Here is a 15,596-nt window from a genome sequence, read left to right as displayed (position 1 = left end):
CCGCAACCGGTCTCGACCACGGTCGACGAGATGGAGGTGCTACGCTCCGAGATCTCCGGCCTGCGCGACCGGCTTCGTGTTCATACGTTCGAAGTGCGGCAGCCGCTGCGTTGAACGAACATTTCCTTGCATTTTTGATATTGCATTGCTGCTTTCCGACAGGATAGGGCGTTAGCGGGCATTTGACGCTCGCCAACTATCCATAGATTGACGCGAAACAGGGCGGAGAGACGCGTGGCGACAGTAATCGACGGTAAAAACGTAGCTGCATCGGTCATTCAGACGGTCAAGAGTGCGACGACAGCGCTGGAAAAGAGCCGCGGCGTCACGGCAGGCCTTGCGGTTGTCATCGTCGGCGACGATCCGGCAAGCCACGCCTATGTCGGCTCTAAGGGCCGCATGGCCAAGGAATGCGGCTTCAAATCCGTCCAGCATACGCTGCCGGCCGAGACCAGACAGGAGGAACTGGCAGCCCTCGTCGCCACCCTCAACGCCGATCCGTCGATCCACGGCATCCTGGTGCAATTGCCCCTGCCGAAGCCGCTCGACAGCGAGCCGATCATCCAGTCGATCCTGCCGGAAAAGGATGTCGATGGCCTCAGTATCGCCAATGCCGGCAAGCTTGCCATCGGCGACCTGAAGACCGGACTGGTTTCCTGCACGCCGGCCGGCGCCATGGTCTTCGTCCGCCGCACCCATGGCGAGGACCTCTCCGGCCTCAACGCCGTCGTCATCGGCCGCTCCAACCTGTTCGGCAAGCCGATGGCGCAATTGCTGCTCAACGCCAATGCGACGGTGACGATCGCCCATTCAAGAACCAAGAACCTTTCCGAGGTGTGCCGCAACGCCGATATCCTGGTGGCCGCCGTCGGCCGGCCGGAGATGGTCAGGGCCGATTGGGTCAAGCCGGGTGCGACGGTCATCGACGTCGGCATCAATCGCGTGGCAGCCCCCGAAAGAGGCGAGGGCAAGACCCGGCTCGTCGGCGACGTCGCCTTTGAGGAGGTCTCTGCGGTCGCCAGCACCATCACCCCGGTTCCCGGCGGCGTCGGGCCGATGACCATCGCCATGCTGATGGCCAACACGGTCATCGCCGCCCATCGCACTGCAGGTGAGGTGCCGCCGAAGTTTTGATTGGAATGCCGCCGGGCGGGCTTGCCACGGCGTGAAAGACTTATATAGTCAGGAAATAAATATTCCGTAGAGGAAATAAGAGGGAACGGAAATGGCTCTATCATGGCGTTTCTCCGTGTTAGCGGATCGGCATCGCGCTCTGGGATCGAAGCTTGAAGACTGGAGCGGCATGGGAACCGCCTGGACCTACGACAAGGACATGTCGGAAGAGCATGTCGCGGTCCGCACCAAGGCCGGCCTCATGGATGTCTCGGGCCTGAAGAAAGTACATCTGGTCGGCCCGCACGCCATCGCCGTGCTCGACGCCATAACCACCCGCGACCTGACCAAGATCTATCCCGGCCGCTCGGTCTATGCGACCATGCTGAACGAGCGCGGCCACTTCACCGACGACTGCATCGTCTATCGCACCGGCCCGAATTCCTGGATGCTGGTGCATGGCTCCGGCTCCGGCCACGAGGAAGTCGTCAAGCAGGCAGCCGGCCGAAATTGTGCCGTGCTCTTCGACGACGATCTGCACGACCTGTCGCTGCAGGGCCCGCTCGCGGTCGATTATCTCGCCAAATACGTGCCCGGCATCCGCGACCTCAAATATTTCCACCATATGCAGACGACGCTGTTCGGCGCGCCGGTGATGATCTCGCGCACCGGCTATACCGGCGAACGCGGTTACGAGCTCTTCGTGCGCGGCCAGGACGCCGTCATGGTCTGGGACCGGATCGTCGAGGAAGGCAAGGAGATGGGCATCATCCCCTGCTGTTTCTCGGTTCTCGACATGCTGCGCGTCGAAAGCTACCTGTTGTTTTACCCCTACGACAATTCGCAGATGTATCCTTTCGCCGACCAGCAGCCCGGCGACAGCCTCTGGGAACTCGGCCTCGACTTCACCGTCAGCCCCGGCAAGACGGGCTTCCGCGGCGCCGAGGAACATGCCCGCCTGAAGGGCAAGGAGCGCTTCAAGATCTTCGGCATGCTGATCGACGCCGACGAGCCGGCCGATCTCGGCGACGACGTCTTTGCCGACGGCAAAAAGGTCGGCGTCATCACCTGCCCGAGTTATTCGTCGCTGACGAAGAAATCCATGGCGATCGCCCGTCTGGATGTTGACAAGGCGGTGCATGGGACGAAACTCGAAGTCCGCGGCAAGACCGTGAAGGCAAGCGCCACCGCCCACACGCTTCCCTTCGACGATCCGGAGAAGAAGAAGAGGATTGCCGTAGGTTAAGGAGCACGCAAATGCTCGTTGCAGGCATCAAGAGCCGACCAGTCTACAAGGGCCTGACCATCCAGCCGAACGCCCGGCGGCACATTTTCGCGCTCGAGGGGGAGGGCGCCAAGGCTCTCCTCGATCAGCAGGCAGCACTTGACGAGGCGGCTCTTTCCCGCAGCGCAATCCTCTATGTCGCCCGCGGCTCGCAAGGGTCTGGCCTGGACGAGGCGCTGCGCCACCTCGGCGCCGACATGTTCTTCACCGCGCCGACGATTGCAACGCTGCTCTTCCGATTGAAGGGCTCGCTCGCCACCGCCCATATGGGCACGCGGCTTTACATCTCGGGCACGGAGGGCTTCATCGGCCAGGCGATGCTCGTGGCGCTCGATTACGGCATGGACCACGCCTCCGTTATCACCGAGCACCGCGGGTCGCTCGCCAGGCGCGTGCAATGCGTCCATTGCAAGGGCATCACCGACGACGTCACCACCAGCCCCTTTGCCTGCAGCCATTGCGGGCTGACGCTTCTGGTGCGTGACCATTATTCGCGCCGGCTCGCCGCCTTCCAGGGCGTCAATATCGATGCGGAAGAGCCTGGCAGCGCGCCCAATCCGGAGGAGTTGTTCCTTTGAGCGGTGGTACAGAAATTCCCGTGCGCGTGGCGCGGATCACGCCGATCGCCGAGCGGGTCAAACGTTTCCGCTTCGAGCGCCTGGACGGCAAGCCGATGCCCTATTTCTCCGGTGGCGCCCATATCATCGTCTCGATGAACGATGGCGGCCATATGCGCCGCAACGCCTATTCGCTGATGTCGCCGCCGCATGATTGCACAGCCTTTGAGATCAGCGTCCTGCATGTCGAGGATTCACGCGGCGGCTCCACCTTCATGCATGAGAAGGTGAGCGAAGGCGACGAACTTAAGGTCAGCTATCCCGTCAACCTGTTCCAGCCGGACTGGCGCGGGCGCAAGCATCTTCTGATCGCCGGCGGCATCGGCATTACCCCCTTCATCGCGATGATGGAGCAGTTTTCCCGCGAGGGTGCCAGTTTCGAGCTGCACTACGCCATTCGTTCGCGCGACCGCGGCGCCTACTGGCGGGAACTCGTCGAACGTTATGGCGGACATCGGATCAAGATCTATTGCGATGCCGAAGGCAGCACCATTCCGTTGACACGCCTGCTCGACAGCCAGCCGCTCGGCACGCATCTCTATGTTTGCGGCCCGTCCGGCATGATCGACGGCGTGCTGAAAACCGGCATCAACGCCGGCTGGCCGGAGCAGAACCTGCATTCGGAACGGTTCCTGTCGTCGCTGCCCGGCAAGCCCTTCGCGATCGAGCTCCTACGGTCCGGCAAGACCGTGAAGGTCGGCCATCACGAAAGCATGCTGGAGGCGATCGAGGCGGCGGGCGTCGATGCGCCCTTCCTCTGTCGCGGCGGGGCCTGCGGTCAATGCGAGACCGGGGTCGTCACCTGCGACGGCAAGCTGCTGCACAATGACGTCTATCTGACGAGCGAAGAAAAAACATCCGGCCGCAAGGTGATGATCTGTGTTTCCCGCTTCGAGGGAAACACGCTGCATCTTGATCTCTAGCGGCATCTGATAAAGCGGAACAAGGAGACAGGACATGGCAATCGTCTTCAAGCAGGAAACCTTCCGGAACGATTTCAGCTATCGGAACAGCCCGGAAAACATCCGGCGTTTCCCGTTTCCCTTCGACCGCGACGAATACATGTATTCGGTCAATATGGAGCCGCATGTGCGCGGCCGGGCGGGAACCGTCTACGAAAGCCTGATCGACGTCGACGAGCATTACGTCGCCGAGATGCATGACCGGGCGCTGGTGCTGAAGGAAGATCCGCTGCGTTATCAGGCGCTGCCGCACATGATGAGCGCGCAATGGGATACGCTCGAATTGCTGATGGAAGAGCAGGCGGCGGGTTATCCCGACCACTTCACGCTGATCCGCAACGGTGACCAGTGGCGCTGGATCAACCGCCCGCTCGGCATCGACGACAGCTTCACCTTCGGCGATGCTTCGACGCTGCCCTATGAGCCCTTCGAATATATCACCCGCCAGGCCCAGGGCGATTTCTGCATCGTCGACCAGCGCGACGGCAATCTGTGGATGGATGCCGGCATGGTAACGACGCAGGCCGACTGGTCGCTCGATTTCGATATCGGCATGAACTTCATGGAATGGCACGGGCCGGTGCCGCTTGCCCACCAGATCGGCGTCTTCGACCGGGCGCTGAAATTCCTGTTGAACCTGCAGCAGGGCAAGCCGACACGACGCTTCAACTGGACGATGACGATCAATCCGCGGCTCGACACCAGCCCGGAGAATTATCACAAATGGGGTCCTGACCGCACGACGGTGACGCCGGAGAATGTCGGCGAGAAGGTGCATCTGCGTGTCGAGTTGCAGAGCCTGTGGCGCCTGCCGCGCTCCAACGCCATCCTCTTCGTCATCCGTTGCTACCTGATGAACATGGAAGAGCTCGCCACCGTGCCGAAATGGGCGCGGCGCTTCCCGCGGGTGCTGAAGACGCTGCCGCCCGAGCTTATCGACTATAAGGGCCTCACCCGTTTCCGCGAGACGACGATCGAGTGGTTTTCCAAATATGACGATGGGGCGCCGACCAGCCCCGGCATTTATCCGGACTGAGGCGCAGCGATGCGCACCAGCGTTGCGTGTCTTTTAAGGCGCGCAAACTAGGCAATGATATATAATCAAGAGGGGAATGCTTCATGACTAGAGTTGCCGTCATCGGTGCCGGTCCTTCCGGGCTGGCGCAGCTGCGCGCCTTTCAATCGGCCGCCCAGAAGGGCGCCGAAATCCCGGAGATCGTCTGCTTCGAAAAACAGTCGGACTGGGGCGGGCTCTGGAATTATACCTGGCGCACCGGGCTCGACGAATATGGCGAGCCGGTCCATGGCAGCATGTATCGTTACCTCTGGTCGAACGGCCCGAAGGAATGCCTCGAATTCGCCGATTACTCCTTCGAGGAGCATTTCGGCAAGCCGATTGCCTCCTATCCGCCACGCGCCGTGCTCTGGGACTATATCAAGGGCCGCGTCGAGAAGGCGAATGTCCGCCACTGGGTGCGCTTCAGCACGCCGGTGCGCATGGTTCGCTTCGACGATCAGACGAAGAAATTCACGGTGACGGCGCATAACCGCGTCGAGGACCGGATGTATGACGAGGAGTTCGACTATGTCGTCGTGGCATCAGGTCACTTCTCGACGCCGAACGTGCCCTATTTCGAGGGTGTCAAGACTTTCGGCGGCCGCGTGCTGCATGCCCACGACTTCCGCGACGCGCTGGAGTTCAAGGGCAAGGACATCCTGCTCGTCGGCCGCAGCTATTCGGCCGAGGACATCGGCTCGCAATGCTGGAAATACGGCGCGAAATCGGTAACGACCAGCTACCGCTCGAAGCCGATGGGCTTCAAATGGCCGGAGAATTTCGAAGAACGGCCGCTGCTGACCAAGCTTGAAAACCGCACGGCGCATTTCCTCGACGGCTCGACCAAGGACGTCGATGCGGTGATCCTGTGCACCGGATACCAGCACCATTTCCCCTTCCTACCTGACGATCTCCGGCTGAAGACCGCCAACCGCCTCTGGGCCGACAGCCTCTACAAGGGGGTGATCTTCGACAAGAACCCGCAGCTCTTCTATATCGGCATGCAGGACCAGTTCTATACTTTCAACATGTTCGACGTGCAGGCTTGGTGGGCGCGCGACGTGATGATGGGCCGTATCACCCTGCCGCCGGAAGAGGAGCTGAAGGCCAATTTCGACATGTGGCGCGCCCGCGAGGAGACGCTCGAGGATGCCGAGCAGATGATCTGGTACCAGGGCGACTACGTGAAGGAACTGCTTGCCGAGACCGATTATCCCTCCTTCGACATCGAGGGCACCAACAAGACCTTCATGGAATGGGAACATCACAAGGCGGACAATATCATGGGCTTCCGCGACCATGCCTATCGATCGCTGATGACCGGCAACATGTCGCCGAAGCATCACACGCCCTGGGTCGAGGCGCTCGACGATTCCAAGGAGGAATATCTGCGTAACTGAACGGACGGAGACCCATGCCGGATGAAGGTGTCCGTTCACTTTCTTCCGGCATCTTATCCCGGTGTCTTTGACACCGAGACGACATAAATCCATCTGCAACTCTTCTCTTCGGATGTGGCCTTCATGGATTTTCAAACGAGCATTCTCGGGCGCATGAGCGGTTTTCTCTATCGCTGCCGCGCCGATGAAAACTACACGATGCTTGAAATGACCAATGGCATCGAGCGCATCTTCGGTTATCCCGTCGACGAAATCATCGGCAACCGCACGCGGACCTTCACCTCGATCATGTACGAGGAAGACGTGCCTTTGATGGACGAGATCGTCGGCCAGGCGCTGGAGAAGCGCACCGACTGGACGATGGAATATCGCATCCGCCACGCCATGGGCCATTTGATCTGGGTAACCGAGACCGGCGGCGGCATCTGGGATCAGAAGGGTGAACTTCTCTACCTCGAAGGCAGCATCATCAACATCGAATCGCTTTACCAGCGAATCGATGAACGGACCGCCGATATGCGCGTCACCGCTTCGAAGACCAACGAGATCCTGCAATCGCTGCGCTACCTCAAGCTGCTCGCCGTCAATGCCGGCATCGAGGCGGCCCGCGCCGGCACGGCAGGATCGGGCTTTGCCGTGCTTGCTGCCGAGATGCGCACGCTCGCCAACTCCTCCGAAGAGGCCGCACGCGCCATTTCCGACGCGCAACGCAAGGCCGGAGGCTGAGCGTTTCCCCGGGCTACAAAATATTTCTGACCGCCGACGAAAGTCCGCTTATTAACCGTTTGATGCTTCCTGATATTGCCTCATTTTTTCAATGGATTGCTGCGATTCCGCGGCTGGAAAACCGCGTGCCGCTGCGGGGAATCTTAAGGCTGTGTTAACTTTTTGTTAACCATAGAAGCGCTACACATGGTCAACGATTTCTTCACATAGATGACCAAAGTGCTAACAGACGCTCGCTCTATCCGCATCAAGGGCCGCTCTTTCCTGGCGGTCATGCTATCCCCGGATCTTCCCATCGATGATTGGTTGATCAGGCTGGACGATCTGGCTGCCCGTTCAGCCGGCTTCTTCCTGGGGCGCCCTGTCGTGCTCGACCTGACGGACCTGCAGATCGACAAGCCGCAGCTCAAGGAGCTCATCGCCGAACTTGCCAAGCGCAATGTCAGCATCATGGGCATTGAGGGCGCGCGACCTTCCGTTCTCGGCTCCGGCATGCCGCCGGCGCTCAAAGGCGGCCGCTCTGCTTCCGACATCGAGGTTCAGCCGAATGAGCCTGTCGATTCGTCGAGCAAACCGGCTTCCCCCGAGCTCCGCCCGGCAACGACGCAATCGATCGTCATCCGCGAACCCGTGCGCTCGGGACAATCGGTGATCTTCCCGGAGGGCGACGTCACCGTCATCGGATCGGTCGCGTCGGGCGCCGAGGTCATCGCCGGCGGCTCGGTCCATATCTACGGGGCGCTGCGCGGCCGCGCCATGGCAGGGTCCATCGGAAACGCATCGGCGCGGATCTTTTGCCGCAAGCTCGAGGCCGAGCTGGTGGCAATCGACGGCATCTACAAAATGGCGGAAGACATGGCCCCCAATCTTCGCGGACAGGCTGTCCAGCTCTGGCTCGAAGACGACGCGATCATGGCAGAGAAAATCATCTGAGCCGGCTGCGGCCGCGACAAAGGAGAGAGAAATGGGGAAAGTGATCGTCGTCACGTCAGGCAAGGGAGGGGTTGGCAAGACGACCTCGACCGCCGCATTGGGAGCGGCCCTGGCGCAACGCAATGAAAAAGTCGTCGTCGTCGATTTCGACGTCGGCTTGCGCAATCTCGACCTTGTCATGGGCGCCGAACGCAGGGTCGTCTACGACCTGATCAATGTCATCCAGGGCGACGCCAAGCTTACCCAGGCGCTGATCCGCGACAAAAGGCTGGAGACGCTGTTCCTGCTGCCGGCCTCGCAGACGCGCGACAAGGACAATCTGACGGCGGAGGGCGTGGAACGGGTCATCACCGATCTGAAGCGCTATTTCGACTGGATCATCTGCGACAGCCCCGCCGGGATCGAGCGCGGTGCAACGCTTGCCATGCGCCATGCCGATGTTGCCGTTGTCGTCACCAATCCGGAAGTCTCGTCGGTACGCGATTCGGATCGCATCATCGGTCTGCTGGATGCCAAGACCGCCAAGGCCGAACGCGGCGAGCGGATGGAAAAACACCTGCTTCTCACCCGCTACGACGCCAACCGCGCCGAGCGCGGCGACATGCTCAAGGTCGACGACGTCCTGGAAATCCTGTCCATCCCGCTGCTCGGCATCGTGCCCGAAAGCATGGATGTCCTGCGGGCGTCCAACATCGGGGCGCCGGTCACGTTGGCAGAAAGCCGCAGCCCGGCTGCGATGGCCTATTTCGATGCCGCCCGCCGGCTCGCCGGCGAGTTGGTGCCGATGGCGATCCCTGAGGAAAAGCGGAATATTTTCGGCAAAATCTTCGGACGGAGGGCGGCATGAATATTTTCCGTCTTTTCAACAAGCAGAGAACCGCACCGGCCGCTCGCGAACGCCTGCAGGTGCTTCTTGCCCACGAGCGCTCTTCGACGGGCTCGGACCTCGTCACGCTGCTGCGCGAAGAAATTCTCGCGGTGATCGCCAAGCACGTACAGCTCGACCACGACAAGGTGCAGGTAACGATCGATCGCAACGAATACGTCTCGACGCTCGAGATCGATGTCGAAATCCCGTTGAATGCAGCCGTGCAGGCCGCTTGAAAGAGCGCGCTGCCTGTTCAGACGACAGGCAGCGCTGACAGTCACGACTTTCTGGCTTTTCGATTGGCGTAGCGCAGGTCGCGTGCGGCCTTACGGGCGGCTTCATCGGCAATCACCCGAGCGATCCGGTCCTTGTCAGCGGCTTCGCGCGCGTCGGCGTCGGCACGTGCTTCGGCCTCGGCGGCCGCCTGACGTTCAGCTTCTGCGGCTTGAGCCCGCTCCAATTCCTCACGCTTTACCCGTTCCCGCTCGGCGCGACGTTCTTCCCTGGCTTCAGCGACAGCTTGACGCTCTGCCTGCTTTGCGAGCCGGGTGGGTTCGGCCGTATCCTTGGCAGTACGATAAGCGTTGAGGAGAGCTGCCTTGGCTTCGGCAGCGGCGCTGCGACGATCGGAAAGCTCGTTGTTTTTGGCGTGTTTCAACTTTGTTACCTGACTATTTGGCTTCGACGTTAGAGCATGATGCCGAAAACCGTGCGGTTTTCGAAGACCCTATGCTCTATTTCTTCGATTTGGATCCAGATGATATTATGCCAATCCGGCGTAAAATCATCCAGACTTAAATCAAATTTTCTTTTTTCGCTTCACAGCCGGGGTTGTGGCCGCCATCGAGCGATCCTGCAATTCTTTGGCCTCACGGGCTTCGCGCAATCTCAAGGTCTTTTCCTCGCGGGCGCGAACGGTCTGATCAATCTCTTCCACCGCACGGCTGCGCGCCAAGAATTGCGATTGTGCGTTTCCGAAAGCGATCTCCGCCTGCTGGCGTGATTTGCTGTGTGTGTCTGTCATATTCGTCCTGGATTTCATTTAAGCGCCGCGCGTCTTTTTAAGCAAAGGACGGTGGAACGCTTGGAATTGCTGCGTCATTCCTTAAACCGATTCCGGTTTAAGGAATGATGCAGTGTCCGCTCAGCGAACGCAACAAAAAGGCCAGGCAATTTGCCTGACCTCGCCGGTATCACGCTTTCAACAGTGCCAGTACATCCGTGGTCAAAGGAAAGCCGATATCAATTTAAGCAGCTTGAAGATTGCAAGCGGACATTTTGCCCGACTTGTTATCGCGTTCAAGCTCGTAGCCGATCTTCTGGCCTTCGACGATTTCGCGCATGCCGGCGCGCTCGACGGCAGAGATGTGAACGAAGGCATCGGCGCCGCCGTCATCAGGCTGAATGAAGCCGAAGCCCTTGGTGGAATTGAACCATTTAACTGTGCCAGTGGTCATAACAAACCCTTTCATAGCAATTGACAGGCCGCACGTGCGAGATGCACGACGGATGATAATCTCGATTTTGAAGAGGGAAGTTCGTCCAGGGCACGTTGTCGGCGTGCGATAACAAAAGTCAAACAAGCAATATCGACAATCCCGATATAATCATCGAAGTCGAATTTGTCAACTTTTAGTTTTTCGAAACTCTCAATTCTCTAAAGGGTTGCATCTAGGTGGTTTTACACAACGCCACAGAATCGGCTCTTCTCAATGGTATCGAGCTGATACCACACCTATGCAAAGGCCGTTGGGCCGATGTTCGGCAGCAGACCAGCCGCTGCCGAACTCGGAGCAATGATGACCAACGCTTGATGGAGCTACCGTCCGGAAAACTGGATCTGTGGAATCGGCTCATGTTTCTCAAGAGCCGCGGTTGCAGCGGCCATTCCATCTGCGCCATCCTTGGTGTCGAGGATACCGGTGGTGAGTTGGGCGGTGATGATGTCCGCAGCCGACACGCCGCCCGACGACCAAGCTCGGATAAGCGAGCGAGCCTTCCCGTAGGCGAGGGTTGGTCCGTTCGCGAGGCGCTGCAGGAGATCGTCCGCGACCTTTTCAAGTTCGGCATCAGAAGCTGAGTGGGTTGCGACACCCAGATCCACAGCGATCTTGCCAAATATTGGCTCCGAGAGCAGGACCAGACGCGTGGCGCGCGCTCTGCCTACCCGATCGGCGAGACGCTGCACTCCGCCGGCCATGGGGACGCCGCCGACCGATACTTCTGGGAGGACCAGCATTGCCGACTCTGCTGCGACGAGAAAATCGAATGCGAGAAGCAGTTCAAAACCACCGCCCAGCGCCATTCCGCTTACAGAGGCAACCGTAGGTATCGGCAATTCCTCAATCGCGCGATACGAGGCCATGATGTCCGCGGCGAACGCTTCCAGGAATTTCGATCCCTTGTTTCCGATTTCGCCGAGGTTGTCTGCCACGGCGAAGCTGCCGGATGCGGACGTCAGGTGAAGAACGCGTATGTCGCTCTCGTATGCCTGGCGCACGCCAGCCCTCAGCGACGAGGGATAATCGGCTCCCGGCTCGCTGGCCGCGTCACCGAGCAAGATCATCTTGCCCACCGTACCATGCTGCTCGAAACGGAACGAACTCATGTCTTATCTCCTAATTTACTGACCCTTATAGCCAGGCAGGCAGAACGCCTGCTACAGAACAGCTGGTGCCGAACGCCACTATTGGCATCGGGTGCCGAGCCAGTTATGTTACGTACATTACAGAAAGATGGTTGGCAATGGCCCGTCCTCGTGCGTTCGAAGAAAGTGAAGTGCTGGATCGCGCGGCGGACGTGTTCGGCCGCCATGGCTACGACGGATCAACCATGGTGGAACTGACAGCCGCGATGGGTCTAAACTCCCCTAGCATCTACGCCGCCTTCGGAAGCAAGCGCGGGCTCTTCGACGCCGTACTTAAGCGCTGTAGCGCTCGCGAGGACGAGCACTGGACATGCGCGCTCGCCGCGCCGACGGCCGAAGGAGTCGTCAGACGCCTGTTGACGACCTCGCCGGAGCAGACGTCGAGCCGCGTTCTCGTCCATGCGGGTTTGGCGATGGGCGCGGAGAATGCCGACATCCCGCCCGCGCTGCTGCATCGCCGCCAATCGGCAGAACTGAAACTACGAGACCGGCTCGAAAAAGCGAAGCAGGCGGGCGACCTGCCGGCAGACGCCGATGCCTCAAGGTTGGCGAACTACGTAACGGCAGTGCTCGGCGGTCTCGCCATGAAGGCCGCCGGCGGGGCACCGCACGGCGACCTGCGAGAGGCTGCCGAGCAGGCGGTAGCGGCGTGGCGGGCGATCAGTGACGTTGCAGCCGCTACGATCATTGGCACAGCGAGCTCGCCGCCGGCGGGGGAGCGAAGCCGCGACCCGCGACGGTTTAGTGCGGATGCAGCGCTCGATGCTGCCATGAAGGTCTTCTGGACCAGGGGTTTTACGGGCGCGTCGCTCAGTGATCTCACTGAGGCGATGGGGATCACCCGCCCCAGTCTCTACGCCGCATTCGGCAACAAGGAAGCGCTGTTTTTCAAGGCTCTCGACCTCTACCAGTCGCTTCGGAAGGACTACATGACCGAGGCACTCCAGGCCCCGACGGCGCGTGGCGTTTTCGAGGCACTTTTGAAAGGGGCGTTACGTGACCAGTTGGACGAGGAGCAACCGCGCGGCTGCCTCATGGTTCTTAACGCGATGCAGGGGGGTGACGAGGCGCAGGCGATCCGCAATGAGGTCCTCAGGCGCCAGGCCATCGGGCGCGACCTGCTCGCCGCCCGGTTTGAGCGGGCCAAACGCGAGGGCGATCTGCTGCTGACAGTCAATGTCGACGGTCTCGTGCGCTTCGTCCAATCCCTGATGCACGGCATTCTCACGCAGGGAGGGGCCGGCGCAAACCCAAGCGAGCTGGAGGCGCTCGTTGAGAGCAGCCTGAGCATGTGGACCGCGTCCGCCGGTTTATCGAGCGGTAAAGATTAGGCAGCGATAACGGCTGTCAAGCATCTTTACCGATCGGTTTAAAGCGGGAGACATCATCGCGTTGCCAGGAACCAATCTGCGTCACCAGCCTCGAACGCTTAGATCAAGAGCGCGGCAGCGTCTTCTGCGGATCGTAGTGCGAAAGCGGCACGATCGTCGCCGGCAGGCGTTTCTGGTGGCCGTCGAGCTTGCCGATTTCGACCTCGGTGCCGGGACTTGCATGCATGACGTCGATGCGGGCAAGCGCGATCGTCTTGCCGAGGATCGGCGAGCGGGTGGCGCTGGTGACGACGCCGACCTGGGCCCGGCCGATATGGACGCAATCGCCGTGGCCGACCGCCTCATTGGCCTTGATGTCGAGGCCGACGAGCAGATGGCGCGGATGTTCCTTGCGCCGGATCAGCGCCTCGCGGCCGATGAAATCGTCCTGCTTGGATTTCAGCGGCACGGTGAAGCCGATGCCGGCCTCGAACGGGTCCGTCTGGTCGGTGAATTCGTGATGGGCAAAGATCAGACCTGCCTCGATGCGAACCATGTCGAGCGCCTCCAACCCCATCGGCTTCAACCCGTGCGGCTGCCCTGCCTCCCAGACCGCGTCGAACACCGTCAGCGCATCCTTCGGATGGCAGAAGATCTCGTAACCGAGTTCGCCGGTATAGCCCGTGCGCGAGACGACGACGGGAGCGCCCTCGAAACCGCCGATGCGGCCGACGGTAAAGCGGAACCATTCGAGCTCGCTGATGTCAGGCTGGCGCGGCGCCGTCCAGATGATCTCCTTGAGGATCTCGCGGCTCTTCGGCCCCTGCAGGGCGATATTGTGCATCTGATCGGTCGAGGAGCGAACCCAGGCTTTGAAGCCTTTCTTTTCGGCCTGCTGACGCAGCCATATGCCGCTGAAATCATCGCCGCCGATCCAGCGGAAGTTCTTGTCGCCGAGCCGGAAGAGCGTGCCGTCGTCGATCATGCCGCCGTTTTCGTAGCACATGGCGGAATAGACGACCTGGCCGGTCGACAGTTTGCGCACGTCGCGTGTCAGGCAATATTGCAGCAATTCCTCGGCATCCGGCCCCGTCACCTCGAACTTCCGCAAAGGCGAGAGATCGATGACGGCGGCGCGTTCGCGGCAGGCCCAGTATTCCTCGACCGGTCCTGCGGCGGAAAAGCGGGTCGGCAGCCAGTAGCCGCGATATTCGGTGTAATCGCGCGTCAGTCTGGAAAGGCGGGGATGGAAGGCGGTTTCGCGCGTTAGTTCGGCGTCGGCATCTGGGGTCATGCGATAGGCCACCGCTCGTGAGAATTTTTCTTTTCCGGAAAAGGTGCGGACATGGATATCCGTCGGATCCCAGCCGTTCGCCGCGTCGATATCGTCGGGACAGGACGATGAGACGCAGACAAGATCGGTCAAGGCCCGCATCAGCACGTAATCGCCGGGGCGCGACCAGGGCTCGTCGAGATAGAGCTGGTTGTTGTGGTCGATATTGGTGTTGTAGAAATAGTTCAGCGCTTCCCAGCCCTTGCGGCCGGCAATGCCGTAAGGCGCCAGCACCGCGTTGAAATTGTCGGTGCAGTTGACGTGGCCGGGATAACCCATGTCGTCGTAATAGCGCGAATTGCAGGCGGTCGCGAAAGCATCGTGGCGCCCGACCGTATCCTGGACGATCTCGACCAGCGGCTCGAAGTCTCGGTCGAAGGCCTTGGAGGGCAGGCCCGGCATCGGGTAGCTGCGGCTGAGCAACGTACGGGTAACCGTCGAATCAAGCGCGAGATCGAGGCCCTTGTCGACCTTGCGGGCGGCGAAAGCCTGGAAATCGGTGCACTGGCGGCCATAAACATCGATGATCTGGATGAATTCGCCGGCCCGCACGAAATAGGCTGCAGCGGTCGCCGCCCGGATGCGGATATCCTCGATCGGATCAGCAGCCGGTTCCGGCAGGGCGGAGGCATAATCGCGGATCAGCAGACTGCGCTTGATCCTGACCTCGACCGGCGTCGCCGTATCCTGGGCCTCCGGCGACATGGCGCCGGCGGGCGCCGCGACGATCAGCAGGCCCTTCATGGAAATCGTGAAATCCGCCTGGCTGCGTGGGGTCGATCCCGCCCCGAAGATGCTGAGCGCTCCGGCCGCGGCGAGATCGGCGCCGCGCCGCGCAAGCGCTGCGCGCGTGCGGGCAGCGCTCTCATCCTCCCCTTGAAGAATGGCCTTCAAACCTTCGGCTGAATTGCTGAATGGCGTTCCAAGACCCGCCGCCAGGAAGCGTCCCTTTTCGTCGAGGAAAGAGATTTCGCAGACCTGCCCGCCTTCGCTGTCGATAACACTGACGCGGTCACCCGCCTCGACACGGATGACGACCGATCCGCCGCCCTTCGCTCTGTAGCGCTCCGTGCCCTGCGGCAGGGTGGGAATTCCGGGATAATGCACGAGGCTCGGAGCGACCGTCCGCAGGCCCGTCATAGCAGGATGAAGTTCTCGCATTCTACCCTCATGAGGGATCGGCATGCCCTCCGGCACACGCCCATACAGGTTACAAAATGCCTCGGGAAAGTAAAGGCATGTTGACTAAAAAGAAAATATCTTCACTATGCATAAAGAGTTGAGACTCGGGGAATCCGTCGGGAACACGGATCGTCAAAATCATCCGGGCGGGCTTGAGACTGTC

The 15,596-nt window shown here is 60.5% G+C and carries 16 protein-coding genes; 11 read left to right on the top strand and 5 right to left on the bottom strand.

Features of this window, described 5'->3' with window-relative positions:
* Positions 1-234 precede the first annotated feature (234 nt).
* From folD to minE, 10 genes are all read left to right on the top strand, one after another.
* Positions 235-1,134, top strand: a complete 900-nt coding sequence (gene folD, locus RCCGE510_RS05640; RefSeq protein ID WP_007627988.1) for a bifunctional methylenetetrahydrofolate dehydrogenase/methenyltetrahydrofolate cyclohydrolase FolD — start codon at positions 235-237, stop codon at positions 1,132-1,134.
* A 91-nt stretch (positions 1,135-1,225) separates the two neighbouring features.
* Positions 1,226-2,359, top strand: coding sequence for an aminomethyltransferase family protein (locus tag RCCGE510_RS05635; protein ID WP_007627985.1), 1,134 nt, complete (start codon positions 1,226-1,228; stop codon positions 2,357-2,359).
* Between the two features lie 11 nt (positions 2,360-2,370).
* Positions 2,371-2,976, top strand: coding sequence for a dimethylamine monooxygenase subunit DmmA family protein (locus RCCGE510_RS05630; RefSeq protein WP_007627983.1), 606 nt, complete (start codon positions 2,371-2,373; stop codon positions 2,974-2,976).
* Positions 2,973-3,938, top strand: a complete 966-nt coding sequence (locus tag RCCGE510_RS05625) for a PDR/VanB family oxidoreductase (RefSeq protein WP_007627981.1) — start codon at positions 2,973-2,975, stop codon at positions 3,936-3,938. Before RCCGE510_RS05630 ends, RCCGE510_RS05625 begins: the two co-directional genes overlap by 4 nt.
* 34 nt (positions 3,939-3,972) lie before the next feature.
* A complete protein-coding gene (locus RCCGE510_RS05620) occupies positions 3,973-5,013 on the top strand; it encodes a DUF3445 domain-containing protein (RefSeq protein ID WP_007627980.1) in 1,041 nt (346 codons plus the stop codon).
* Positions 5,014-5,096: 83 nt separating this feature from the next.
* Positions 5,097-6,434, top strand: a complete 1,338-nt coding sequence (locus RCCGE510_RS05615; RefSeq protein WP_007627979.1) for an NAD(P)/FAD-dependent oxidoreductase — start codon at positions 5,097-5,099, stop codon at positions 6,432-6,434.
* A 123-nt stretch (positions 6,435-6,557) separates the two neighbouring features.
* Complete coding sequence (locus RCCGE510_RS05610) at positions 6,558-7,160, top strand: PAS domain-containing protein (protein WP_007627978.1); 603 nt, start codon at positions 6,558-6,560, stop codon at positions 7,158-7,160.
* Positions 7,161-7,370: 210 nt separating this feature from the next.
* Entirely contained in the window at positions 7,371-8,093 is a 723-nt protein-coding gene (gene minC / locus RCCGE510_RS05605) for a septum site-determining protein MinC (RefSeq protein ID WP_007627976.1), read from the top strand.
* Positions 8,094-8,124: 31 nt separating this feature from the next.
* Positions 8,125-8,940, top strand: a complete 816-nt coding sequence (gene minD, locus RCCGE510_RS05600; RefSeq protein ID WP_007627974.1) for a septum site-determining protein MinD — start codon at positions 8,125-8,127, stop codon at positions 8,938-8,940.
* A complete protein-coding gene (gene minE, locus RCCGE510_RS05595) occupies positions 8,937-9,197 on the top strand; it encodes a cell division topological specificity factor MinE (RefSeq protein WP_007627973.1) in 261 nt (86 codons plus the stop codon). The genes minD and minE overlap by 4 nt, the downstream gene beginning before the upstream one ends.
* 41 nt (positions 9,198-9,238) lie before the next feature.
* Here minE and RCCGE510_RS05590 read toward each other — a convergent pair whose 3' ends face one another.
* The 4 genes from RCCGE510_RS05590 to RCCGE510_RS05575 form a co-directional block, all read right to left on the bottom strand.
* Positions 9,239-9,619, bottom strand: a complete 381-nt coding sequence (locus RCCGE510_RS05590; protein ID WP_007627971.1) for a DUF6481 family protein — start codon at positions 9,617-9,619, stop codon at positions 9,239-9,241.
* 141 nt (positions 9,620-9,760) lie between these two features.
* Positions 9,761-9,985, bottom strand: a complete 225-nt coding sequence (locus RCCGE510_RS05585; protein ID WP_037077849.1) for a hypothetical protein — start codon at positions 9,983-9,985, stop codon at positions 9,761-9,763.
* A gap of 223 nt (positions 9,986-10,208) precedes the next feature.
* Positions 10,209-10,418, bottom strand: coding sequence for a cold-shock protein (locus tag RCCGE510_RS05580; RefSeq protein WP_003548109.1), 210 nt, complete (start codon positions 10,416-10,418; stop codon positions 10,209-10,211).
* 362 nt (positions 10,419-10,780) lie between these two features.
* Complete coding sequence (locus RCCGE510_RS05575; RefSeq protein WP_007627966.1) at positions 10,781-11,569, bottom strand: enoyl-CoA hydratase/isomerase family protein; 789 nt, start codon at positions 11,567-11,569, stop codon at positions 10,781-10,783.
* Positions 11,570-11,706: 137 nt separating this feature from the next.
* Here RCCGE510_RS05575 and RCCGE510_RS33125 point away from each other — a divergent pair, with 137 nt between their 5' ends.
* On the top strand, positions 11,707-12,939 hold the full coding sequence (locus tag RCCGE510_RS33125; RefSeq protein ID WP_007627965.1) for a TetR/AcrR family transcriptional regulator: 1,233 nt from the start codon (positions 11,707-11,709) through the stop codon (positions 12,937-12,939).
* Positions 12,940-13,042: 103 nt separating this feature from the next.
* On the opposite strand, the gene RCCGE510_RS05565 is transcribed toward RCCGE510_RS33125, so the two are convergent.
* The gene (locus RCCGE510_RS05565) at positions 13,043-15,412 is read right to left on the bottom strand and encodes a DUF1989 domain-containing protein (protein ID WP_007627964.1); all 2,370 of its coding nucleotides are present in this window, start codon (positions 15,410-15,412) and stop codon (positions 13,043-13,045) included.
* Positions 15,413-15,596: the final 184 nt, after the last annotated feature.

The sequence above is a fragment of the Rhizobium sp. CCGE 510 genome (assembly GCF_000292525.1).
Taxonomy (GTDB): Bacteria; Pseudomonadota; Alphaproteobacteria; order Rhizobiales; family Rhizobiaceae; genus Rhizobium.
The sequence above is the reverse complement of the archived record's forward strand: the minus strand, read 5'-3'. Positions and strand labels throughout refer to the sequence as shown.